The organism is Limosilactobacillus difficilis, assembly GCF_947387495.1.
GTDB classification, from domain to species: domain Bacteria; phylum Bacillota; class Bacilli; order Lactobacillales; family Lactobacillaceae; genus Limosilactobacillus; species Limosilactobacillus difficilis.
Window position 1 is genome coordinate 1 of the sequence record NZ_CANDNU010000015.1, and the last position, 24,005, is coordinate 24,005.

The window sequence follows — 24,005 nt, forward strand, 5'->3', positions numbered from 1 at the left end:
TTTAGAACTCTTCCTTTACCGTGGTATTGGCGTATTCATTGTATGGCAAGAGGACTTAAATGTCCTTTTTTATTTAGCCAATTTAAGATAATAAAAACTGGCATCGGCTTTCACCAATACCAGTTAATATAGACCCTTTTTAGTTTACATTGGTGACAATCCCCGTATTTTTGCTTTAGGGGGGATTGTAAATGAAATTAGCTTTATTTAACGGTCAACTTGTCCAAGCTGCCAATTGCCACCACCTGGGACCCTTTTTCTGTCCGCAGTGTGGGCATCGCCTGGTATTGGTTCAAGGAAAACATAAGCAGGCTTATTTTGCACACTTGCGACCAGCTAAATGCAATAGTGAGGGTGAAACATCTCTGCATCAAATCGGTAAGCAGCAGATGTATCGATGGGCTTGTCGTCAAGGATGGCGTCCCCGGCTTGAAGTTTTTCTTCCGCAAATTCAGCAACGCCCAGATTTGCTTGTCCAACTAGCCGATCACACCTTCGTCTTTGAGTTTCAATGCAGTCCCTTAGACGTTGACCGACTTGCTGAACGCAATCAGGGTTATCGACATTTAAGAATGCCTTTTTGCTGGTTTTTGGGGGCCACCTATGCTCATCAACTCCGGGATAATAAAATCGCTCAGTTTACCCAGTGGCGTCAGGGGAAACCTGTCGTGCCTTTCTGGAATGTGCACCAGCAGCGACCGATTTATCGCTATGATTTTAGAACGGTTCCCTTCGTTAGGAACCATCGGTTGAGCAAACGGCAGCAATACCTCGTCCAAACACAATCGCTACAAAAGATGATGCGTTATCACGATCAAGGCTGGTGGAAGATGAATGACCGGTGCTATCTGGCCGGGCACATCATGAGCGCCTGTCCGCTTGTCGCTCATCCGCTTCGGCCGCAGTGGCCGATGTTACGGGACGGCGAATTTCGCTGGCGTTTACGATGTTTATTGTTAATGGAATCGCTCCCACTCAACCTGGTCATGCCTTACCAGGGCTGGGAAAAAGTGTTAGCGAGCTGCGCTGAATGGTTACCTATGCCGTGTTTAGCAGTTCACAGCGCACTGATGTTGCGCCAAGAACTGATTAAACAATTTATTCAGGAACTGCAACAGTGCCAAATTTTAAGGGTAGTGGATGATGGCCTGATTTATTGGCAAGTGCCTCAGTGGTTTGCTGATGGTGGTCAAAAGATTCGTTACATAAAAACGGCTCCGTTCAATTAAGCGGGGCCGTCCGATTTAATGGTAGAGCTTGATTCGATTTTGCAATTTGGCAAGTGTCTCTTTTGTACAGTGTTCCTGGCAGGCGTCGATCAATGATTCATAAGTGCAATCAGTTACTAGGGTTCCATAAGCGGGCGCACTTGTGTTAACCACAATTGCTGTGGCGGTATCCGTAATACCCATTTGGTTGGCCAGCTGTTGATCTTTTTTAAAGCACTGCTTGGCCAGCGGCGATTTTCGATCTTCCATAAACATTTCAAGATCGAGCTTGGCATTCTGAGCAAATTTTTTGACCAACTGAAGATTGTAATTAGCGTGTTCTTCAATCATGGCTTTTTGCAGACCGAGCAGGAACATCCGTCCACGCTTTCGTCCTTGAAAAAGGGCTGCTTTATAATCCAGGATTACCGAATACGTGGTCGTGGCTATTTTTTGTTGGTTTTCAAAATGACCAGTTCGTTTTTGACAATCGTGCAGCGCTTTGTCAATAGTCTTCATGTTCATGAGCGGGATAAACTGAAAGTTGATGGTGTTATCCAGCTGTATGTCCATACGCAATAGGTCCCGTTCGCACTGAAAACAACGTTGCCCTAGCGGATTAACAAACAAGTTAATTTCTAACACGGTTTGCTTCCTCCTTGACTCTATAACTGATTTGCAATTTTCAAGTGTTATTTTGCCAAATTACACAAACGAGGTCAAGAAAACTGTTTCGCCAGCAAAAGCAATTACTGCTAACGGGGATTGTGCTAGAATTAAAAATGATTATGGCTAGGAGGGACCAACGATGATTCAAGATTGGCAACACTTTTTATTACCATACCAGCAGGCCGTCAACGAATTAAAAGTCAAATTGCGGGGAATGCGCAAACAGTTTCAGGACCAGGCTCAGCACTCACCAATTGAATTCGTAACGGGTCGGGTGAAGCCAGTCGACAGCATCAAGGAAAAAATGGTGCGTCGTCACGTCAGCGAAGATCGTTTGGAACAAGACATGCAGGACATTGCGGGTTTGCGGATTATGTGCCAGTTCGTTGAAGATATTTACGTTGTAGTTGATTTGTTACGGAAGCGAATGGACATGCAAATCCTCGAAGAACGTGATTACGTCACTAACGCCAAGCCGAGCGGTTATCGCTCTTATCACATTGTGATTGAATATCCGGTGCAGCTAGTCACCGGAGAGAAAAAGATTCTTGCTGAAATTCAAGTGCGAACCTTAGCGATGAATTTCTGGGCGACGATTGAACATTCACTAAACTATAAATATCAGGGTGAATTTCCCAAGGAATTGGCATCCCGACTGCAACGGGCAGGGGAAGCAGCTTTTCGGCTGGATAATGAGATGTCAGAAATCAGGGAAGAGATCCAAGAAGCCCAAAATCTTTTCTCCTACCGCAAAAATCCTCAAGACAGTACTTTGGCTGAAGATGGTCATCCAGCCGATCATGAAGACAATGACGAAGGGAGGGGCCGTTGATGAAAATTGCCATTGTGAGCTATGGCGACCCCGAAGCCGTGCGGGTACGAAAAATAATGTTGAATCGTTTGGCCAAGACCGACATCCAATGCGAGCCGAAACATCCTGACATTGTTATTTCCATCGGCGGGGATGGCACCTTGCTGACTGCTTTTAATAAGTACCAAGACCAGCTGGACCACGTTCGATTTGTGGGAATCCATACAGGACACCTCGGCTTCTACACGGACTGGCGCAATTTTGAAGTAGATGACTTGTTGACCAGTCTCCAACACGATAGTGGTCAGTTGGTTGCCTACCCCCTGTTGCAAATTGATGTTACCTATAGTGATGGACAGGCTCAGCACATGGTGGCGCTCAATGAATCAGCCTTGCGTCAGAAGACCAAGACGATGGTTTCGGATGTTTATATTAATGATCGATTCTTTGAGAGCTTTCGTGGTGATGGCCTCTGTGCTTCTACGCCGACTGGATCAACGGCTTACAACAAATCCGTCGGCGGGGCGGTGATGGATCCGAAAATTAGCGGTTTTCAGTTGACAGAACTTGCTTCACTCAACAACCGCGTCTACCGTTCCTTAGGCTCGCCGATTATTTTAGGAACGGAAAGTCAAGTGACGCTACGCATTCACGATGATTCTGATAGTTTGCTTACCTGTGACCGGCGGGTGGTAGAATGGAACACCGATGAGCACCATCTCAGTGAGGTCGCTTATCGAGTGGCGGACCAACCGATCCGTTTTGCCAAGTATCGGCACACAAGTTTTTGGGATCGGGTTCACGAGTCATTTATCGGGGGCCGCAAATGATTTTTTCTTGGAAGTATCAGGGAATTCACAATCGTAGACTTCGATCGGTACTCAAGTCGTTCGGGGTAACGGGCTCTTTAATAAAGGTTGCCGTTTACCACGGCGGGGGGATGAAGATCAATGGCGATAATGCTTGGACCATTGACTATGTCTATCCAGGTGACCAGATTCAGTTGATTTTGCCAGCCGAACAGCCTAATGACCACGTCTCCGTTAGTGACGCGCCGATTAAGATCGCTTACGAAGATCGTGATTACCTGATTTTGAACAAACCGGCAGGGGTAGCAACAGTCCCTGCCCATAATGTACCCGTTCAAGATAGTTTGGTAAACCGCGTGAAGGGCTACTATCAACGGCAAGGTTATGAAAATCAAGTAACGCACGTTGCGACACGTCTTGACAAGGATACGAGCGGGTTAGTGGTCTTTCCTAAGCACCGTTTTGCTCACGCCGTTCTCGACCGGCAATTGCAAAATCACCAGGTCAAGAAACGCTATTTGGCAGTGGTCAGTGGACGCATAGATACCCAACATGGCTATATTGACGCGCCCCAACGCCGTGATCCGGATTCGTTCGTTAAACGGATGGTTGCCGCTGACGGGAAAGCGGCGGTAACAGAATACTGGTTAATTAGGGCCCAAAAAGATTGTTCAGTGGTCCGAATTGCCTTACATACTGGCCGCACTCACCAAATTAGGGTACACTTTGCTTGGCTCAAGCACCCTTTAGTTGGCGATCAGATGTACGGTGGACCGGCTTTAATGGAGCGCCAGGCTTTGCATTGTCACTTTATCAGTTTTTATAGTCCTTTTTTAAAACGCCAAATCCAGGTTACGGCGCCGGTTCCCGCTGATCTAAAAAAACTCATCGACCGCATCTAAAAAACGCCGCTCCTATTTCGGGCGACGTTTTGAATTATTTTCAGCTCTCTATGGCCAGCGCTTGATGCAGACCGGTTCTGGACAGGTCACATTTTGCTGCAGTTTTTTCAACAAGCCGGTTTGATCATTGCGCTGATATAGGGCCAAGCTATCGCTGTTTTGGTTGCCAGCTAATAGGAACTTTTCATCACTGCTCAGTTCAAAATCACGTGGGAAAGAGCCTTCAGTAGAAATCGATTGGATGTGTTTCAGACTAAAATCGTTTTGAACGGCGAAGACAGCGATAGTGTCTTCACCACGGTTAGAAACGTAGACGAAGCGGCCGTCCTTGGTAATGTGAATGGCAGCAGCCCCGTTGTGACTTGTCCAGGAAGATGGAATGGTTGCAATTGTTTGAAGTGGCTTAAAGCTGGCGTCTTGAGCGTGGTAGGCAAGAACGGTTAACTTGCTGCTCAATTCGCCAAGGACGTAGAGAACCTGTGAATTCGGGTGGAAGGCAAGGTGGCGGGCCCCGAAGCCGCTTTCGCAGTGGTAGCGGGAAGCGGCAGTTAATTTACCGTCATCGCTAATGTCATAAACAACTAGGAGGTCCATTCCCAGGTCACAGACGATCAAACGGCCATCGGGAGTTAAATCAGCGTAGTGACAATGAGGTCCGTCCTGCTGCTCTGGCCGCGGACCAGTCATTCCTTGGTGAGTGACACTGTCGGTGAGGGTTAAAGACCCGTCTTCATTGATCCGAAAAACGTTAATTTTAGCGGTGTGATAGTTGGCTGAAAAGAGTAGGTGCCTTTGTTCGTCGATCCCAACGTAAGCTGGCGGTGCGCCCGCACCGAGGACTTCATTGATCAGGCTTGCTTGGCCATCCTTTAATTGGTAGGCGGCCACCCCGCCTTGCTTACCGTTTTGCTTGATTGCAAAGAGGTGCTTGCAAGAATCAACTTGAAGATAGGCAGGTTTTTCGCTTTTGGCAACCAGCCGGACATTTTCCAAGCAGCCTTGTGTTGAATTAAGGGTGACTGCATAGATGCCCTGACTATTTTTTTGGGTATAAGTTCCAATTAAAAAATCTTCACTCAAAATGTGAGCCTTCTTTCTTTTTTAATCAGTCTAATGATAGCAATCTGGGCTAAGTAATTCTAGTGATCACCTAGCTTAATGATCATGAAAGAAAATTCTCAATAATATTAAGAAATGATTGTTTTTTTGTGATGAACGGATTATACTAAAAAACGAAATCGTTTGGTAGGTGACATCGATCAACGTCGTTGGCAGTTACTGAGGAGAACTTCATTAAAGCAGCGTTTCGCCGTGCCCACACCGAGACCCTGCTTTTTTTGTTTGCATAGGGGGATATTATGACTAACCATATTGTTTTGTTTGAACCGTTATTTCCGGCTAATACAGGTAACATTGCACGAACCTGTGCGGGAACTGATACGGTCTTACACTTAGTCCAACCGCTCGGCTTCTCAACTGATGATAAGCACATGAAACGAGCCGGGCTCGACTACTGGAATCGCGTCAAGATCGTCTACGAAGATAATCTACAGTCATTTATTGAAAGCGTTCCGGACAAAAGCAAATTATATCTGGTTTCCAAATTCGCCAATCGTGATTACACAGAGGTGGATTATAGTACGGCAGGCGACCATTATTTCCTTTTTGGCAAGGAGACAACGGGCTTGCCAGAAAAAACGATGCGGCGCTACCAGGATAATGCTATTAGAATCCCCCAAGATGATAACAATATTCGGGCTTTAAATCTCTCCAATAGTGTCGCTATCGTAATTTACGAGGCACTACGCCAGCAGAACTTCAACCACCTGGCCCGGATTCACCGTTATCCTCATGACAAATTAAAGTAGTTAGTTTAAAGGAAGGTTAGGCAATGGCAAGGCGAAGAACAAAAGCCAAAACAAATCATAAAAAAAGGCGCCAAACGCGTTCAGAAAACAGTAGCTTTTGGTCCCGCTATCTGACAAACCTCGTTGGGGCGGTGGCAACATTACTGCTCCTCGTGGGACTTTTTAACCTTGGTGCGTTAGGACAAGTTGTTGAGGGCGCTTTTCAAATTATCGTCGGTGGGGCTGCGCCGATCCTGATTGTAATTGCTTTGTTGTACAGCGTGGCTTACAGCCTAACAGGGCATCATCCACACTTTCGCTGGCGCTGGATTGCCGGATTCTTGATGATCTTGGCCGGTGTTTTGCTGCTGTTGCACGGCAAGATGTTTGATCAGTTATCGCGCCATTCCGACTTTATTGGCGTGACCTGGGACAACATCAACCGCCATGTGTTCCGTGGGGATTCCACGGGTTTACTCGGCGGGGGGATGATTGGTGCTTATCTCTACAGCGTGGGTAATTACCTCGTTGCACGTATCGGCACACTGGTTTTAGCTTGGTTGCTCATCATTATCGGTGTTGTTGTCTTTTTCTCCTTACCAGTTGACAAGATGGTGCGGAAAGTTAGGGACGGTCTGCAGCTTAGTGGTGAAAAACTTCAGGCTGGCAGTCAGAAGTTAGCCGCACGGCAGGCGGCCCGGACAGCTGCCAAACAAAGCCGGCAGCGCGCAAAAATCACCGAACCTAAACTTGCTGAAAGGCCGGTAAGTGAAAGTCCAGCATCGACGACATCGCACGAAAATGATGTGTCGGCAAAGTCAGCACCAGCTTCAAGCGGCAAGCCCACAATTACGGTGGCTAGTAATCAAGAAGGAACGGATTCTGTCGCTTCTACGATTGGTGATGTTCCGTCTAAGGATGAAGATGAGCTTAGTTTGGGACAGGCAGAAGAGCGCGCCGATCAAGATTATCAGATGCCACCGTTGTCACTATTAACGCCAAACAAGAAGACCGATCAGAGTGCTGATCTCAAGGCCATCGATCGCAACACGAAGAAATTGCAAGATACACTGCATTCCTTCGGTGTTCAGGCGACGGTGGAAAACGTCAATCTCGGTCCTTCAGTCACGAAGTACGAATTACGGCCTGCAGTTGGGGTCAAGGTCAGCCGCATCACGCATTTGGCCGACGACTTGGCCCTTGCATTGGCAGCCAAGGATATCCGGATTGAGGCGCCGATTCCGGGCAAGTCCTTAATCGGGGTCGAGGTGCCGAACAAAAAAGTTGCTACAGTTGGGTTCCGCGACATGTTGGAAAATACACCTCATGATAATAACCCGATGGAAGTCCCGCTTGGGCGAGCTGTCACTGGGCAAGTAATCACCGCTGATTTGACCAAAATGCCGCACCTGCTGATCGCTGGAGCAACTGGTAGTGGGAAATCCGTTGCTATCAACGTGATCCTTACCAGCATTTTAATGAAGGCTAAACCTCACCAAGTCAAGTTTCTCCTTATTGACCCGAAGAAGGTGGAGCTGTCAGTTTATAACGACATTCCTCATCTGCTGAGTCCCGTCGTTTCAGAACCGAAAAAGGCGGCCAAGGCGCTGGGCAAAGTAGTTGCTGAGATGGAACGTCGCTATGAGCTCTTTTCCAAATTTGGGGTCCGCAACATCAGTGGTTATAACCAGCTGGTCAAGAAACAAAACGAGCAGGACGGTGACGAAAAGCAGCCCTATCTGCCATTTATTCTGGTCGTTGTTGATGAATTGTCCGATTTGATGATGACGGTTTCCAATGATGTTGAAACGGCTATTGTCCGGATTGCGCAAATGGGACGGGCTGCGGGGATTCATATGATTCTGGCAACACAACGGCCCAGTGTTGACGTTATCACTGGGCTGATCAAGGCTAATGTCCCGTCGCGGATTGCATTTGCTGTTTCTAGCGGTGTTGATTCGCGAACTATTTTGGACAACAATGGAGCAGAAAAACTACTTGGCCGCGGGGATATGCTCTTCCAACCGATTGACCAAAACAAGCCAGTCCGGGTTCAGGGTGCTTTTATTTCGGATCATGATGTCGAAGCCGTCGTTGCCTTTATCAAGAACGAGCGGGCGGCGGAGTATGATCAGCAAATGGTAGTGACTGATTCAGAGGTTAAAGAAGACGAAGCAGCCGAAGATGAAGATGAACTCTTTCCTGAAGCTGTCAAATTCGTTGTCGACCAGCAGAAAGCCTCCACTTCGTTGCTCCAGCGACGTTTTCGAGTTGGCTATAACCGTGCGGCGCGGATGATTGATGACATGGAGCAAAAAGGGATCATCGGTCCGGCCAACGGATCTAAGCCGCGTGAGGTTCTTAGGCAACCGAGCAAAGATGATGAATAGTGATCGCAAAGTAACTTGCGAAATCTTAGAAAAGTCGGTATATTCATCTTTGTGAACGTTTGGAGGAAAAAAGATTGCATTATATTTTTAAACGAACCTTAATCATTACGGCGATCGTCTTTGTGGCGGTCGTGGTGGTTGCTAACGTTGCCGGAAGTCATCATGCTCGGCAAGTTAGGAGCGAACAAGCAGCAGTTAAGGTGCAGCACAAACATAAGGCAGCACATAAGAAGAGCGTAATGCGGACACCGATCGACTACAATAAGCCTTCGGAAACGAAACCTTACCCGAATTTAAAAAAATATCCAGGTTTTTGGATTAAGGTTTCAACCAAACATCAACGGGTATATGTATTGTCAAAGAATAATAAGCGTCTGTATACGATGTATTGTTCGAGCGGCAAGCTCGGTAGCAAAGCAACCGAATCGCCGGTCGGTACTTATCACATTCAGCCGGAACGGGGCGACTTTTTTTACAGCGCCAGTGAGCAAGAAGGGGCAATCAATTATGTTTCCTGGCATGATCACGGGGTTTATATGTTCCACTCGGTTCCGGTAGACCAAAACCGGCGGGTCATCAAGTCAGAAGCTAAAAAATTAGGAAAGACCTCCGGCTCACATGGTTGTGTGCGCCTCAGTTTTCCCGATTCTTATTGGATTTACAAAAATGTTCCAGAAGGGACAAAGGTCGTGATTACTAATGACTAAAGCTACTTGGGATGCTATTTACCGTTACTTTGCCACCCATCGCTGGACACGGAGTTTGCTTTTGGCAAACGTTACCTATTTCCTGTTGATGTTTGTCTACCATCTTTTACGCTACCTTCTGCATTCCTATCCCGTAGGCGCAGGTTGGTTTTGGCTGGGCTGGCTGGTCGTCAACTTACTCGTCTTTTTACTGAACTATCTGGAGAGTTTCCGCCTACAAAAAAAGAACTGGGAATAGTTTCCCAGTTCGCTGGTCCGTTTTAAAAAGCACCCAGTGCCGCGACGGCCGAGAACAGCAATGATCCGAGCATTGCGATCAGCATCAGCCAGACGACGACCATGGTAATCTTTTGAAAACGTGTCTTTTCTTTTTTATGCATGCGCGCTTCACTCCGTTAAATTTTAATCCATATTAGTTTAACGCACTCGGTTCCTTCTTTCAAACCAGGTGATGCCAATCAGAAAGGTGGTGGCAGTCATCAAACGTCTGATTATCCAACTCTTAATTTTTCTCATCGGAGTGGTTCTTGAGCGGATCATTATTGTTCTGCAAACTCCGCTGACGACCAAACGACATTCTCGCCACTTGGCCTGGTTTTGGGCGTGCCTCCTCATCCTGCTCAGCTGGTGGAATTTTGGTTGGTACTATTTTTGCTACTTTTTAATTGTTTGGATGCTCGCCGCGATTGTCCTGGTCGGCGGGCAGCACCATCATTATTCTGAGTTACTTTACCGGCGCTACTGGCCAGTTTTTTGGCGACTAACTTTTGTTCTGGCAGCGCTGGCGTATCTGGCATCATGGGCCTTACAGGATCTTCCCGAACCATAAAAACATTAATTTAAACGACTCTCACGTTCTTTGACGTGGGAGCTTTTTTCGTTAGTGGGGCTTACGAAAATATCGTGGTTGAAAGTGGGGGATTGTGGTAGTATAGAAATGTGAATCTAGCAGAGGGGGTAAACTGGCCATGTTGATGGGTGAGTATCAGCATTCAATCGACAGCAAAGGTCGGCTCATTATTCCTGCTAAGTTTCGCAACCAGCTGGGCGATCGTTTTGTGATCACCAGGGGTTTAGACGGTTGTTTGTTTGGCTACCCAGCTCCTGAATGGCAGGCACTGGAAAATAAGTTGAACCATTTACCACTAACCAGAAAAGACGCGCGGGCTTTTGTCCGTTTTTTCTATTCGGCGGCAACCGAGTGTGAATTGGACAAGCAAGGCCGGGTCAACATCCCCACCTTGCTTATCAAACATGCCGGCATCAGCAAACAATGCGTAATTGTCGGGGTTGCCAACCGTTTTGAAATTTGGAGCGCTGAACGCTGGAATAAGTTTGCTGACGAAACAGAAGAAAACTTTGATCAACTAGCTGAGGCAATGGATATTGATCTTTGATTTGGATGCCGGAAAGGAGTCATCATGGCAGAATTTAAACATGTAACCGTGCTGCTCCACGAAGCCGTCAAGGGTTTAGCAATCGATCCGAATGGCATCTACGTTGATGCAACATTAGGTGGTGGGGGCCACAGCTCCCTGATCGCTAGTCGACTGAAAAGCGGCCGACTTTATTCTTTTGATCAGGATCAAACGGCAATCGATTATAATCGTCAGCACCTGCAGAATGTTATCGCTGCCGGTCGTGTTGTCCTTATAAAGGATAATTTTCGCCATTTGAAAGCCGCCTTAGCTAATCACGGGGTGACGTCGATTAGCGGGATTGTTTACGACTTAGGGGTTTCTTCTCCCCAGTTTGATGACGCTGCACGGGGCTTTTCCTATCAACACGACGCTCCCTTAGACATGCGAATGAACCAGCAACAGCAATTGTCGGCTAAAGAGGTGGTCAATGAATGGCCTTATCAGCGGTTGGAAAAAATCCTGTACCGTTATGGTGAGGAACGTTTTGCCCCGCAAATTGCCCGTAACATTGAACGCCACCGTCAGCATCAATTCATTGAAACGACCGGTGAATTAGCCGAGATTGTTAAAGAAGCAATCCCAGCAGCGGCTCGGCGTCATGGCGGCCATCCTGCCAAGAAAAGCTTCCAAGCTATTCGGATCGCGGTCAATGACGAATTAGGGGCATTGGAAGAATCGCTGGAGCAGGCGCTGGATCTATTGCAGGTCGGCGGGCGGATCAGTGTCATCACCTTTCAGTCGCTGGAAGACCGGCTGGTTAAAACGATTTTTCACGAAAAGTCATCGTTGCCTAACTTGCCCCAGGGCTTGCCAGTTATTCCGGCGGGGATGCAGCCTCACTTTAAATTAGTCAATAAAAAACCGGTCCTTCCGACTCCCGCGGAGTTGGAAGCTAATCACCGGGCTCACAGTGCAAAGCTGCGCGTTATCGAAAGAATTAAGAAGAATTAGTAAGGACAGTGGTTAAGATGGTTTCAAACGCGGCACATAATTTGGCAAATAATTCCAGAGAGACAGAGAAAGCACAGCAAAGGCAACTGATTGTCAATAGCCCTAAGGGAATGCCGGTTTCCTGGGCTGGCGAACGGTGGTTGCTGGCAATTTGTGGCGCCATCATGATGGTAATGATGGTCTGTCTGGTAACGAGCAAAATTGATGTGACCAATGCGAACCACCAACTACAAAATGTCCAGGCAAAAGTAAATCAGGTCAGTAACAGTAACGCTAACGAACGCCAACTGATTGCCCAATTAACAAGTGAATCAAATTTGAACCGGGCAGCCAATAAGTATGGTTTTACTGATGCTAATACGAGTGTAAGGAACGTTAATAAGTGATGAAGAATAGAGGACAACGGACGACAAATAAGGGGCAGCAAGGCAACCGGCGAACATTCGGCATTATCTTTTACGTGCTGATCGGGCTGATGTTTCTCTTATTTATCGCCCGTTTTTCGCAAATTGCGCTTCTCAAACGCGTGAATCACGTTGACCTAAAGTCCAGGGCTGGTAAGCTCTACACCCAGCAACAAGTGATTAACGCGAAGCGGGGAACCATTTATGATGCCAATGGTGATGCTCTGGCACAAAATACCAGCACTTATACCGTTTACGCTGTTTTGGACCACCGACAAAAGGGGCAGGATGGCAAAAAACTGTATGTCACTAATAAAGCCCAGGCCGCACGAGTTTTGGCCGCCTATTTGCCGATTGATGAAGAAAAGGCCTACCAGACGATGACCCCGAAAAAGAAGAGTTTTCAGGTTGAGTTTGGCAATGCCGGCCGTAATATTTCAATCGAGACGATGCGTAAAATCAAGGCTAAGCATGTCAACGGTTTGCACTTCTTAGCGACGCCTGCTCGGCAGTATCCGGAAGGTGAATTTGCGACGCAGCTAGTTGGTCTGGCTTCTCCACATGTCAACGATAAAACTGGGCAAACTACCTTGGTCGGTCAGTTAGGCATTGAAGCCTACTTCGATAAGCAACTTCGGGGGAAGAATGGTTTTCGGCGGGCTAAGCAGGATGTCTATGGCTACCGATTAAGCAAGCAGGAAAGCGGTTGGGATGCTAAGGATGGCGACAATATCCATCTCACCCTGGATAGTCAAATTCAGCAATTGCTGGAAAATAAGCTACAGAGTGTCGAAAAAGAAACCCACGCCAGTTCAATGGCTGGGGTTGTGATGGAAGCCAAAACCGGAAAGGTAATCGCCGCCACCCAACGCCCGGATCGCAATTCTTCCACTCCCGTGTGGCGTAATACCTTAGTTCAAGATACTTTCGAACCAGGTTCTACGATGAAGGTACTTTCACTTAGCGCGGCAATTGATTCTGGCCACTTCGATCCCAATGCTACTTATAATTCTGGCAGTTGGTCGATTGGTGGTGGCAAAATTACTGACTGGGTGACCAGTGGGTGGGGCGCCATTACATACCGTGACGCTTTTTACCGCTCCAGTAATGTCGGTTTTGCCCATATTGAGCAGAATATGGGGAGTAAGAATTGGATGAAATACATCAAACGTTTCCACCTTCTCCAGCCGGTTCGGGTTTGGGGAATGGGTGGCGAAACGCCTGGTTATACTTCCTTTAAAGGCATTTTAATGCAAGCCAACACCGCCTATGGTCAGGGGATCACGACCAACATTATGCAGATGATGCAGGCCTTTTCGGCGATTGCTAACAACGGCAAGATGATGAAACCTTATGTTGTCAGTCGGGTGACTGACGCTAACAATCAGAAGACGGTCGCTAAAACTGGGCCCCAGGTGGTTGGCAACCCAATCAAAGCAAGCACGGCTAAGCAGGTTCGTAAATTGATGGTTGGGGTTATCACTGATAAAAATGGTACTGGTCAGGCTTACAAGATTCCTGGTAAGACAATTGCGGTCAAAACTGGGACTGCTCAGATTGGGACTTCTCACGGTTACGAAACGGGTGATAGCAACTACGTTTATTCCGTTGTGGGGATGGCGCCGGCTAAGGAGCCGAAATATATTATCTATATCATCATGAAACAGCCGAAAACTCTCAAGCAGCCGGCAGAAACCGAACTTGCCAATGTCTTCAAACCGGTTACGTCATCATTGCTAGACCGAACAGCTGCTAAAAAGGGGTCGCAGGGGGTAATTACCCTTGCTGATTACCAAGGACGGCTTGCCAACAGCATTCAGTCTGAGCTGGGCGCCAAACATCTTCAGGTGACGGTACTTGGTAATGGTAAACATGTGACGGCTCAATCTGTGCCGGCTGGGCGGAAGGTAATGGTTAACTCCCGGTTAATCCTAAAAACCAGTGGCAGCATTACAATGCCGTCACTGCAAGGCTGGTCCCAGGCCGACGTTAACCGCCTGGGAAAGCTGGCCGGGATACGCGTCGAAAGCAACGGCAATGGTTATGTTACTAAGCAAAGTATTGCCAAGGGCACGACGATTAAAAAAGACCAAATTTTGAAAATTGAATGTAAAGCACATTAGTTTAAAAGAAAAGGAGTAAGAAGACGATGAATCTCGTCACAATGGTGTTAACAATTCTCAGTGCATTTTTGATCACCTATTTGATCATGCCATGGTTGATCAAGTATTTTCGGGCTCACAAGGAGGGCCAGCAGATCAGAAAGGAAGGACCAACTTGGCACGCTAAGAAAGCCGGAACCCCGACGATGGGGGGGATTCTCTTCATCTTCGCCGCATTGGTGACAATCCTGTGGGTCGGCGGGTGGCAGTCATTGCTGAATAACACCACTTGGGCCCTGCTTTTTACGATGGTGGTCTACGGTCTTATTGGCATGTGGGACGACTCGATCAAAATTTTTGAGCACCAAAACGAAGGCTTTAAGCCCTGGCAAAAAGCGCTCTGCCAAGTTATTGCTGCTTGCGTCTTTACCGTTATTTATCAACACGAAGGCTTTCAAATGGGCTTTGGGACGACCCAGCTTGGCTGGATTTATGGCCTCTTCATCATTTTTTGGATGGTCGGTTTTTCCAATGCCGTCAACTTGACTGACGGTCTGGACGGTTTAGTTGATGGTTGTGCCATTATTTCCTTCATTGCCTATCTGATCATTGCCCTTGTCCAGCGACAATTGGAGGTTGCACTCTTTTGTTTAGCGATCATTGGTGGCCTTTTGGCCTTCTTCCGCTACAATCACAAACCCGCCCAGATCTTTATGGGTGATATGGGTTCCCTCTCACTGGGGGCTTCGCTGGCTGCTGTCGCTTTGCTTCTGCACCACGAATGGTCGCTCTTATTCATCGGCATTATTTACGTGATCGAAACTGCCAGTGTGATGCTGCAAGTTTTGAGCTTTAAGACTACTGGAAAACGGATCTTCAAGATGACGCCGATTCATCACCACTTTGAGATGAGTGGTTGGAGTGAATGGCGTATCGATATTACGTTTTGGTTAGTCACGGCTGTTAGTTCAGCTTTGACGGTGATTTTTATTTTGATGCGAAATTAGATTTAGCGGGTGATAGAGGATGCAAAAAGTAACAAAATATCAAAACAAACAAGTATTAGTAATGGGCTTTGGGATTAGCGGCATCAACGCTGCTCATCTGTTGGTCAAGTTAGGGGCAAAGGTAACGGCCAATGATGCCAAGGACAATCCAAAGGTTAAGGCTGATCTACAAAGAGACGGAATTACGGTTATAACCGGCAGCAACCCTCTTTCGTTAGCCGACGACGGTTTTGATCTTGTGGTCAAGAACCCGGGAATTCCCTATGATCAGCCACTGGTGGCAAAGTTCGTTCAACAGGGAACGCCGATTATCACGGAAGCGGAGCTCGGCAGTGAAATCTTTGCTGGCCATCTGATCAGCGTCACTGGCAGTAACGGAAAGACGACCACCACAACTTTGATCCAGAAAATGATCGACCATTCGCCAAAGCGAGTTGCTAAATATGCTGGCAACATCGGGGTCAGTTTCAGCAAGGTTGCGGAAAAACTGGGACCAGACGATACCCTGGTGACTGAACTATCGAGCTTCCAACTGCTGGGAACGCCAACCTTACATCCTCATATCGCGGTGATTACCAATATTTTCAGTAACCATCTTGATTACCACAAGACCCGAGAGAATTACATCAACGCTAAATTGAACATTACCCGCAACCAGACGAAGGATGATTACCTGATTATCAATTGGGATCGCGAGGAATGGCAACGAATTGCGCGGCGCTCCTCGGCGACGATTGTTCCGTTCTCGCGGTTAGGAAAATCGCATGACGGTGCTTACGAAAAGGACGGGCTTATCTACTGGCGCGATGACGCGATCATGAAGGCTAGTGAGATTCGTCTGATCGGTCCGCAAAACGTCGAAAACGCTCTGGCGGCAATTGCAGCTGCTAAACTGAGCGGGGTGGCTGATGAAGATATCGTTGCCGTACTGAAGAATTTTGGCGGTGTTCGTCATCGTCTTCAGTTTGTCCTGGAAGATTCTGGGCGACTCTTCTACAACGACTCGAAATCGACTGACATCGAAGCGACCCAGGTTGCCTTGCGGGGGTTTGAGAAACCGGTGATTTTGCTAGCCGGTGGTTTGGATCGCGGTTACACCTTTGAACGTTTGGAAGACGACTTCAAAAAGCATGTCAAGGCGATCATCGTCTTTGGGCAAAGCAAGGATAAGATGAAAGCTGCAGCCCAGGCGGCTGGCGTGCCGGTGATTAAAGAGAGTGAAAACTGCTTCACGGCGGTTCCTCTGGCTTGGCAGCTGAGCCAGCCCGGCGACGTCATTCTGTTATCGCCAGCTAACGCGAGTTGGGATCAATTCCCGAACTTTGAAGTTCGCGGGGACAAGTTTATCGAAGCTGTTGAAAAGTTGACAGGAAAGAAGGAACAGGCATAATGCGCTTAATGGTATCAGGTGGCGGTACTGGTGGTCACATTTATCCAGCACTGGCCCTCATCGAACGGCTGAAACAAGTAGAACCAGATACAGAAGTTCTTTACGTCGGGACCACTCGAGGATTGGAGAACAAAATTGTGCCAGCAGCGGGTCTCAAATTGGTGACGATGCCGATGCAGGGCTTTCGCCGCAAACTTTCGTTCTACAATTTCAAGACGATCTATCTCTTTTTGAAAGCCGAGCACCACGCCCGCAAGTTAATTGCTGATTTTAAGCCGGACGTTGTTTTAGGGACCGGCGGCTACGTCAGTGGGGCTGTCCTTTATGCAGCGGCTAAAATGGGCGTGCCGACTGTCATCCATGAACAAAACAGTGTTGTTGGCGTGACTAACAAGTTCCTTAGTCGCTATGTTGACGAAATTGCGATCGCTTTTGAAGCGGCTCGCAGCCAATTCCCGGAGGATAAAGTGACGATGACGGGGAATCCGCGGGCTCAACAGGTCGCGGCTAACCGCGCAAGCACTTTCAAGTGGAGTTCGATGGGCTTGCGTGATGATAAGCCGACAATGATGATCTTCGGCGGCTCTCAGGGGGCCCCAAAGATCAACAAGAGTGTCGTGCAGGCGATTCCGTTTTTCACCAAGCGCAGTTACCAAGTCGTTTTTGCGACCGGGCGGAAGCGTTATGACGACGTCCGTAAGCAGCTAAAAGGCGTCACGATTGGTGATAATGTCAAAGTGGTGCCTTATATTGAGGATATGCCGGCTAAGATGCCGAAAGTAGCGGTATTAGTTTCCCGTGCCGGGGCGACAACTATCGCCGAAGTGACGGCCCTGGGAGTTCCGACGATCATGATTCCGAGTCCTTATGTTACCGCGAACCACCAGGTCAAAAATGCTCAAGCATTGGTTAAGCAACACGCCGCGGTAATGATTACGGAAGATCAACTGGATGGGCGCTCCCTGTTAGTCCAAGCCGATCGTTTAATGGGTGATGCGGATCTGCGTCAGGAGATGGCCGCGGCTAGCCGGAAGATTGGCAAACCCGACGCGGCTGATCGGTTAATTAAAGTGTTGAAAAAAGCAGAAAAAGACCACGAATAAAGCGAAGAAACGCCGGAGGAGGGATTGGTCGTGAGTCGCAAGGACAGTAACAACGATAATTCTCGCTATACCCGGCGTTTAAGCACGATTGAGCAGCGCAATAAGCAGTTGCGTCAGCATGAAGCTGAACATTCAGCTCGGCATATTGGGGAGAATATGCAGGGAATTAAGGCGGTCCGGGGAGCGGCTAATCGTCACCGTGTCTTGTCACTTGTGATTCCCTTTTTAGTAGTGTTACTCGTTGCGCTTTACGTTGTTTCACCGCTCAGCAAGGTGGAAAATGTCCAAATCAAGGGTAACCAAGAAGTGAAGAATTCTGCCATCCAAGAAGCGACTGGAGTTCATAAGGGGCGCTACATTTGGGGCCTGGTCGATCATGCTAATAAGATCCAGACCCAGGCCCAAAAACGCAACCATCAGATTAAGTCGGTTCGGATTAGGGCGACGGGTCCCCGTTCTGTTGTGGTAACCATAAAAGAGAACAGCATTATCGGCCTGGTCACCATTAATGATCAGCAGCATTACCTTCTTTCTAATGGCAATCAAGCCCCGATTCATGGTCAGGCTTCTAACTACGTAACCTACGCCAATTTTGGCGGACATGCGGGCTGTCTGCGGAAGACTGCCTGTCAGATCGGTGATCTACCACGAAGTATCCGGGAAGGAATTTCGGAAGTGCAGTTGGCGCCGACCAAATCATCACCCGAACGGGTCAAGCTCTATATGAACGATGGCAACCTAGTTATCGCAAATATTCCGACCTTAAGCAAAAAGATGCGCTACTATCCGTCAATTGTTTCGACGATGAATGGCAACGGGGTAGTCAATTTGCAGGTGGGTGCTTACTCTTACCCGTACGGAAATAATAAGAACAAATAAAGTTTGATAATGAATTGGTAATTATGGCTGGCAAAAGCAATAAATTATCATTTCACAAAGTTGATATGTGTTAAAATCTATGTATGTATATTTATAGTGCGAAATGCGCTATTAAAAATGTTTTTAGGAGGGTTCCGGGATGGACAATTCAAAAGTCTACGTCGGGTTAGATATTGGGACCACCTCAATCAAGACCGTTATTTGTGAAAACGTCAAGGGACAATTAAAGGTTGTCGGGGTCGGGGTTAAACCGTCAAATGGGCTTAACCACGGAGTCATCGTAGACATCGATAAGACTGCACAGGCAATTTCAGCTGCCGTCGCTGTTGCCTCCCAACAATCTGGGGTGAACGTGACCGATTTAGTGGTTGGCCTACCAGCTAATTATTTGCAGACAAAAAATGTGCATGGCATGATTACCATTGCTTCACAGGGCCAGTCACACGAAATCATTAACGAAGATGTTGTTGATGTAGCCCGGGCAACACTTGCCCAAAACGTTCCGGCTGAACGTGAAGTGATCGACCTTGTTCCCCAGGAATTTACGGTTGATGGTTTTAACGGTATCAAAGATCCTCGCGGAATGGTTGGGGTTCGGTTAGAGATGCAAGCACTGTTATACAGTGGCCCGACGACAATTGTCCATAACACGAAAAAGGCTGTCGAAAAAGCGGGCTTTAAGATCCGCGACATGGTGGTCAGCCCGATCGCAACCGGCTTTAACCTCCTGAGTGATGGAGAACAAGACTTCGGAACCCTTGTTATTGACATGGGTGGTGGCCAAACGACGGCCAGTATCATCCATGATCACCAACTGAAGTACACATATGTTGATCCGGAAGGTGGTTATTACATCACTAAGGACATTTCGACGGTTCTCAATACTTCACTAAAAAATGCGGAGAAGTTAAAAAAGGACCATGGTTATGCGGATAGTCGGTTGGCCCATGAAGACGTTGAGATCGAAGTGGCTAAAGTCGGCCAATCCGAACCAGGAACTTGCAGCGAAAAATACTTGGCTGAAATCATCGAAGCACGGGTACGACAGATCTTTAAACGAATTAGTGATCGTTTGGAAGCTATCCACGCTCCCAATTTGCCGGGTGGTGTGATCCTGATCGGCGGCGTGTCCTCACTACCTGGTGTTAAAGAATTAGCTAGGGATTACTTTGCGGGTACCGTTAAGCAGTTTGTACCACAACAAATGGGAGTTCGCCACGCTGGTTACGACGTTGTTTTGTCACTGGCAATGTACGAAAGCCGGCTAAACGATGTGGAACGTCTGATTAAGCAGATTGTTCGCGATGACGACGCAATGGTTAGTCGGCCGCGAGCACGGAAATCAGCAGCCAAAGCAGCAAACCAAAATCAGTTTGTCCGGCAACCAGAAAAGCCAAGCCGGCAACCAGCTCCGCGTGCTGACCACGTTGAAAAAAAGCGGCAGCGCAATGAAACACCCAGGAAGAGTGGCGGCATCCGCGGATTCTTTAGCAATTTCTTTGATTAATTTCTGGAGGGTAAGTCAATGAACAATGAATTGAAACATTTGAATAATGAAAACGAGGGCGCTAAGATCAAAGTTATTGGGGTCGGCGGCGGTGGCGGCAATGCTGTCAACCGGATGATCACTGAAAAGGTCAGCGGCGTTGATTTCATCGTTGCTAATACCGACCTCCAGGCCCTTGATGCTTCGCAGGCCCAAACCAAGATTCAATTGGGACCAAAATTGACCAAGGGACTCGGGGCAGGTTCGAATCCCGAAGTTGGCGACAAGGCCGCTGAGGAATCCGAAAGTGAAATCACGAAAATTCTTGAGGGTGCAGATATGGTCTTCGTTACTGCCGGCATGGGTGGTGGTACCGGGACTGGTGCAGCCCCGGTGATCGCTAAAATTGCTAAGGATTCGGGAGCCCTGACGGTTGGGGTTGTGACCCGCCCGTTCAGTTTTGAAGGCCGTCGGCGCGAACAGCTGGCCTCGGAAGGCTTAGCCAAATTAAAGAAGAATGTCGACACTTTGATCGTTGTGGCCAATAACCGCTTGCTGGAAATGATCGACAAGAAGACACCGATGATGGACGCTTTTAAGGAAGCCGACAACGTATTGCGTCAAGGGGTCGAAGGGATTTCTGATCTGATTACCAATCCTGGGTACATCAATCTGGACTTTGCCGACATTCGTCACACGATGGCAAACCAGGGCTCTGCTCTGATGGGAATTGGCTCTTCTACCGGCGAAAACCGGGCTGCGGAAGCTACCAAGAAGGCCATTTCTTCCCCATTGCTTGAAGTTTCCATCGACGGGGCTGAACACGTGCTGATGAACATCACTGGTGGAAAGAATCTCTCCATGTACGAAGCTCAGGAAGCTTCGACGGTTATTCAGCAAGCTGCTAACACCGATGTTGACATTACGTTCGGGATGGCGATGAACGAAAATCTGGGCGATGAAGTGCGGGTCACTGTGATCGCAACCGGTATTGACAAGTCCAAACAGCAGCAGAAGGCAGCCCAGGACAGCGGCGCCAATAATCACCGGGTGGTAGCAAGTTCTGAGCAAGCATCAGTAGCTGATAAGCAAAACGTTGCCCCGGAAGACCAAACAAGGGTTAACCAAAACCAGACGCAAATCCACAAGGATCCATTTGATGGCTGGAATGAGCCGTCATTAGCTAATAACAATGAGCGCGGTAATGCGGACAATGAATTCAAGCATGTCGAAAAACCGGAATTTAACGTCTTTGGCAGTGACGACGGCAACGATGATGATGGCGATGGCGACAACTTGTCACAGCCGCCGTTCTTCAAGAACCGGAATCGTCACTAAGTAATTCAACAATGGGGCGATCATTTTGACCAGCCCCTTCTTGCGTTTAAGGAGGAGATAGTAGATGGCAAATTTTTTGCGTAACTTCTTTGGCGACCCTGACGAAGAATATGACAACGTGGAAAACAATCAGGAAGCCGTCGTTAATAATTCGAACGGGAAAGTAGTGGCAATGCATGGCCCACACGCGGTGAAGGAAAACAGCAAGATCGCGCTCTACCAGCCACGGCTTTACTCTGATGTTCAAGAGATTGCGGACGAATTGCTGGCTAATCGTGCTGTCATTATCAACTTCACGCAGATGGACAGCGGAGAAGCCAAACGTCTGATTGACTTTTTAAACGGGACTGTTTATGCCATCGACGGCAACATTAAGCGGGTCGGAGAGCAGATTTTCCTGTGTACCCCGCGCAACTTTGACGTCGAAGGTGAACTTTCGACACAAGCTTCAACAGACCAGGCTAGCAACCTTTAACGATTTGGAAACGGAAGTGATTAATTGATCGCCTTTATTGTTCGAACGTTGGATGAGCTAATCAACCTCTACATTTGGCTGATTATCATTTGGTGTCTTTTGTCTTGGTTCCCAGGAGCTCGGCAAAGTCGCCTCGGCGATTTACTGGAGCGCATTGTCCGGCCTTATATGGAATTCTTTAACTTTATCCCGGCGATCGGCGGTGTCAGTTTTTCACCCGTCGTTGCCATCGGGGTTTTGTATTTGGTTCAGTATGGAATCCGAGCGTTGGGAATGCTGCTAACGAACATATAAATTGGGGAGGGTAACGATGGCTGATTCAAATATTAAACAACATTTTCGGCCTGACGAAGCCCCCTTTATTGACCAGGTCGATGACTGGCTGGCAACATGTCAAAATGAATACCGACCAGTTTTAACCGAGTTTCTTAATCCGCGGCAGCGTTACATCGCGAAAACGATGGCGAATCGCGTCGATGAAGTGCGAGTCCAGGAGAATGGCGGCTGGTCAGGGGCCGAAATGCAACGGATGCTCTTTTTCCCGACTTATTATCAGCCGGCAGAGAGTGATTTTGAGCTGCAGTTGATTAACGTCGATTATCCGTTGAAATTTAGCGAGCTGCACCACCGGCAGATTTTAGGAACCCTGTTGAGCAAAGGATTGAAGCGCAACGCTTTCGGTGACATTTTGCACGATGGTGATGTCTGGCAGGTTGTTTTAAGCAAGCAGATGGCAGAGTACGTGCGCCAGCAGGTCCAAAAGATTGGTAAAATCAACGTCAAAATGAAATTAGCGGACTTGGACGAGATTGTCCGGCCGGTTACTGACTGGGAAGATGTTGCGACGACGGTTACTTCCTTGCGGCTTGACAGTGTCGTGGCAGCGGGCTTCCATTATTCCCGCAACCGGGCCAAGACAATTATTGAGCACGGCTTGGTCCGGGTGAACTGGGAGACGATTGATCGTCCTGATTACCTCCTGTCGGTTCACGACTTGATGTCTGTCCGTCATGCCGGGCGGCTTTATTTGAAAGAGGATCACGGAAACACAAGGAAGGGGAAAGAGCGTGTAGCATTAGCGGTGGTGCACGCTTAGATTTAAGCTGGAGGATAGATTATGACTATTTCGGTAGACGACATTAAAAATAAGCAGTTTAATAATAAGCTGCGGGGCTACAACCCCGAAGAAGTTGACAAGTTCTTGGAAGAAGTTGCCGCAACCATCACGGATTTGACAAATCAAAATCGGGAACTGACGGATGAGAACAAGGCCAGCCAGCAGCAGTTAAAGTATTTTACTGAACTGAAGGATTCACTCAACAAATCAATCTTGGTGGCTCAAGAAGCAGCTGACAAGGTTAAAAATAATGCCAAGCGTGAAGCAGAGATTACCGTACGGGAGGCGCAGAAGCAAGCAACGGACATTGTTTCTGAAGCCAACGATAAAGCCAACCAGGTTGTCGAAGCGAGTGCCAACGATACTCGCAAGCTGACTACAGAAACCAACGATCTGAAGAAACAGACCCGGATTTTCCGGCAACGGCTGCAAGTGATGTTGGAATCACAACTGGAAGTGGTGAAGAGTGACGAGTGGGACTCGCTGCTGGCCAATGATGACCTCAGTAAATACGATGAAATTCAGAAGATTCTCGGCAGTCGGGTTGACAAAGATTCAGCTCAGAGTGTAGAATCATCAACACCAAGTCAGATGAATCCTACTTCCGCGACTGAGGAAGATTCGGCAGATTCTGCTCAAGATGATGCCCCGGTTATCCCTGATTTGACATCTGCAGCAAGTGATCAATCTGCAGATGATCAGACCGCCGCTGACGACAGTACCGCTTCAAACAGCGATGCTAACCAGACCGTTGTGATTTTCCCGGACGATGATGATAAGGACTAGTTTGGCTAAAATATTCTAGCTTAAAATGATGAGGAGAACAGCGGGTGACTGTCCACTGCCCACAAGCGAGCTAAAGATTGGTGAAAGTTTAGCATCGCAGCCAGTTGCCAGATCATCTCCGAATGTGTGGCCGATTCAATGAGGTCGTGCCGGTTCATTACCGTTAATCAATGACCAAGGGAGGATCTCTGATCCTCTAAATT

The 24,005-nt window shown here is 47.9% G+C and carries 26 protein-coding genes; 23 read left to right on the top strand and 3 right to left on the bottom strand.

What is annotated here, in order from left to right; translation table 11 throughout:
- The first annotated feature begins 191 nt into the window (after positions 1–191).
- On the top strand, positions 192–1,229 hold the full coding sequence (locus QOR82_RS04360) for a competence protein CoiA (RefSeq protein ID WP_283583550.1): 1,038 nt from the start codon (positions 192–194) through the stop codon (positions 1,227–1,229).
- Between the two features lie 15 nt (positions 1,230–1,244).
- Here QOR82_RS04360 and QOR82_RS04365 read toward each other — a convergent pair whose 3' ends face one another.
- Positions 1,245–1,853, bottom strand: a complete 609-nt coding sequence (locus tag QOR82_RS04365) for a DsbA family protein (protein ID WP_283583551.1) — start codon at positions 1,851–1,853, stop codon at positions 1,245–1,247.
- Positions 1,854–2,016: 163 nt separating this feature from the next.
- Between QOR82_RS04365 and QOR82_RS04370 the strand changes: the two genes are divergently transcribed.
- Genes QOR82_RS04370 through QOR82_RS04380 form a run of 3 tightly spaced genes read left to right on the top strand, consistent with a single transcriptional unit; the run spans position 2,017 to position 4,399 of the window.
- A complete protein-coding gene (locus QOR82_RS04370) occupies positions 2,017–2,709 on the top strand; it encodes a GTP pyrophosphokinase (RefSeq protein WP_283583552.1) in 693 nt (230 codons plus the stop codon).
- Complete coding sequence (locus tag QOR82_RS04375; protein WP_283583553.1) at positions 2,709–3,518, top strand: NAD kinase; 810 nt, start codon at positions 2,709–2,711, stop codon at positions 3,516–3,518. Before QOR82_RS04370 ends, QOR82_RS04375 begins: the two co-directional genes overlap by 1 nt.
- On the top strand, positions 3,515–4,399 hold the full coding sequence (locus QOR82_RS04380; protein WP_283583554.1) for an RluA family pseudouridine synthase: 885 nt from the start codon (positions 3,515–3,517) through the stop codon (positions 4,397–4,399). The genes QOR82_RS04375 and QOR82_RS04380 overlap by 4 nt, the downstream gene beginning before the upstream one ends.
- 48 nt (positions 4,400–4,447) lie before the next feature.
- Here the strand turns inward: QOR82_RS04380 and QOR82_RS04385 are convergent, their stop codons facing one another.
- Positions 4,448–5,479 (bottom strand): lactonase family protein, encoded by a 1,032-nt coding sequence (locus QOR82_RS04385; RefSeq protein WP_283583555.1) that lies wholly within the window; start codon positions 5,477–5,479, stop codon positions 4,448–4,450.
- Between the two features lie 278 nt (positions 5,480–5,757).
- Here QOR82_RS04385 and QOR82_RS04390 point away from each other — a divergent pair, with 278 nt between their 5' ends.
- From QOR82_RS04390 to QOR82_RS04405, 4 genes are all read left to right on the top strand, one after another.
- Positions 5,758–6,267 (top strand): tRNA (cytidine(34)-2'-O)-methyltransferase, encoded by a 510-nt coding sequence (locus QOR82_RS04390; protein WP_283583556.1) that lies wholly within the window; start codon positions 5,758–5,760, stop codon positions 6,265–6,267.
- Between the two features lie 23 nt (positions 6,268–6,290).
- Positions 6,291–8,636 (top strand): FtsK/SpoIIIE family DNA translocase, encoded by a 2,346-nt coding sequence (locus QOR82_RS04395; protein WP_283583557.1) that lies wholly within the window; start codon positions 6,291–6,293, stop codon positions 8,634–8,636.
- Between the two features lie 74 nt (positions 8,637–8,710).
- On the top strand, positions 8,711–9,343 hold the full coding sequence (locus tag QOR82_RS04400; protein WP_283583558.1) for a L,D-transpeptidase: 633 nt from the start codon (positions 8,711–8,713) through the stop codon (positions 9,341–9,343).
- Complete coding sequence (locus QOR82_RS04405; RefSeq protein WP_283583559.1) at positions 9,336–9,581, top strand: hypothetical protein; 246 nt, start codon at positions 9,336–9,338, stop codon at positions 9,579–9,581. The genes QOR82_RS04400 and QOR82_RS04405 overlap by 8 nt, the downstream gene beginning before the upstream one ends.
- Before the next feature lie 22 nt (positions 9,582–9,603).
- Here QOR82_RS04405 and QOR82_RS04410 read toward each other — a convergent pair whose 3' ends face one another.
- Positions 9,604–9,723, bottom strand: coding sequence for a DUF4044 domain-containing protein (locus QOR82_RS04410; RefSeq protein WP_283583560.1), 120 nt, complete (start codon positions 9,721–9,723; stop codon positions 9,604–9,606).
- 71 nt (positions 9,724–9,794) lie between these two features.
- Here QOR82_RS04410 and QOR82_RS04415 point away from each other — a divergent pair, with 71 nt between their 5' ends.
- From QOR82_RS04415 to QOR82_RS04485, 15 genes are all read left to right on the top strand, one after another.
- Entirely contained in the window at positions 9,795–10,172 is a 378-nt protein-coding gene (locus QOR82_RS04415) for a hypothetical protein (protein WP_283583561.1), read from the top strand.
- A 139-nt stretch (positions 10,173–10,311) separates the two neighbouring features.
- The gene (gene mraZ / locus QOR82_RS04420) at positions 10,312–10,740 is read left to right on the top strand and encodes a division/cell wall cluster transcriptional repressor MraZ (protein ID WP_283583562.1); all 429 of its coding nucleotides are present in this window, start codon (positions 10,312–10,314) and stop codon (positions 10,738–10,740) included.
- A 24-nt stretch (positions 10,741–10,764) separates the two neighbouring features.
- The gene (rsmH, locus tag QOR82_RS04425) at positions 10,765–11,715 is read left to right on the top strand and encodes a 16S rRNA (cytosine(1402)-N(4))-methyltransferase RsmH (protein ID WP_283583563.1); all 951 of its coding nucleotides are present in this window, start codon (positions 10,765–10,767) and stop codon (positions 11,713–11,715) included.
- Positions 11,716–11,732: 17 nt separating this feature from the next.
- Positions 11,733–12,101 (top strand): FtsB/FtsL family cell division protein, encoded by a 369-nt coding sequence (locus QOR82_RS04430; protein ID WP_283583564.1) that lies wholly within the window; start codon positions 11,733–11,735, stop codon positions 12,099–12,101.
- Complete coding sequence (locus QOR82_RS04435; protein WP_283583587.1) at positions 12,101–14,242, top strand: penicillin-binding protein; 2,142 nt, start codon at positions 12,101–12,103, stop codon at positions 14,240–14,242. Before QOR82_RS04430 ends, QOR82_RS04435 begins: the two co-directional genes overlap by 1 nt.
- Before the next feature lie 26 nt (positions 14,243–14,268).
- Positions 14,269–15,228, top strand: coding sequence for a phospho-N-acetylmuramoyl-pentapeptide-transferase (gene mraY, locus QOR82_RS04440; RefSeq protein ID WP_283583565.1), 960 nt, complete (start codon positions 14,269–14,271; stop codon positions 15,226–15,228).
- A gap of 19 nt (positions 15,229–15,247) precedes the next feature.
- Positions 15,248–16,618 carry a UDP-N-acetylmuramoyl-L-alanine--D-glutamate ligase gene (murD, locus tag QOR82_RS04445; protein ID WP_283583566.1) on the top strand — a complete coding sequence of 457 codons (1,371 nt, stop codon included), beginning with the start codon at positions 15,248–15,250 and terminating at the stop codon, positions 16,616–16,618.
- Entirely contained in the window at positions 16,618–17,721 is a 1,104-nt protein-coding gene (gene murG / locus QOR82_RS04450; RefSeq protein WP_283583567.1) for an undecaprenyldiphospho-muramoylpentapeptide beta-N-acetylglucosaminyltransferase, read from the top strand. Before murD ends, murG begins: the two co-directional genes overlap by 1 nt.
- Positions 17,722–17,751: 30 nt before the next feature.
- Positions 17,752–18,600 (top strand): cell division protein FtsQ/DivIB, encoded by an 849-nt coding sequence (locus tag QOR82_RS04455; RefSeq protein ID WP_283583568.1) that lies wholly within the window; start codon positions 17,752–17,754, stop codon positions 18,598–18,600.
- Positions 18,601–18,739: 139 nt separating this feature from the next.
- On the top strand, positions 18,740–20,107 hold the full coding sequence (ftsA, locus tag QOR82_RS04460) for a cell division protein FtsA (protein ID WP_283583569.1): 1,368 nt from the start codon (positions 18,740–18,742) through the stop codon (positions 20,105–20,107).
- Positions 20,108–20,125: 18 nt separating this feature from the next.
- Positions 20,126–21,424: a cell division protein FtsZ gene (ftsZ, locus tag QOR82_RS04465; protein WP_283583570.1), complete on the top strand. Its 1,299-nt coding sequence runs from the start codon at positions 20,126–20,128 to the stop codon at positions 21,422–21,424.
- A gap of 64 nt (positions 21,425–21,488) precedes the next feature.
- The gene (locus QOR82_RS04470; protein ID WP_283583571.1) at positions 21,489–21,899 is read left to right on the top strand and encodes a cell division protein SepF; all 411 of its coding nucleotides are present in this window, start codon (positions 21,489–21,491) and stop codon (positions 21,897–21,899) included.
- Positions 21,900–21,923: 24 nt separating this feature from the next.
- Entirely contained in the window at positions 21,924–22,193 is a 270-nt protein-coding gene (locus QOR82_RS04475) for a YggT family protein (RefSeq protein WP_283583572.1), read from the top strand.
- Between the two features lie 16 nt (positions 22,194–22,209).
- The gene (locus QOR82_RS04480; protein ID WP_283583573.1) at positions 22,210–22,995 is read left to right on the top strand and encodes a YlmH family RNA-binding protein; all 786 of its coding nucleotides are present in this window, start codon (positions 22,210–22,212) and stop codon (positions 22,993–22,995) included.
- 21 nt (positions 22,996–23,016) lie between these two features.
- The gene (locus tag QOR82_RS04485) at positions 23,017–23,802 is read left to right on the top strand and encodes a DivIVA domain-containing protein (RefSeq protein ID WP_283583574.1); all 786 of its coding nucleotides are present in this window, start codon (positions 23,017–23,019) and stop codon (positions 23,800–23,802) included.
- The last annotated feature ends 203 nt before the right edge of the window (positions 23,803–24,005 follow it).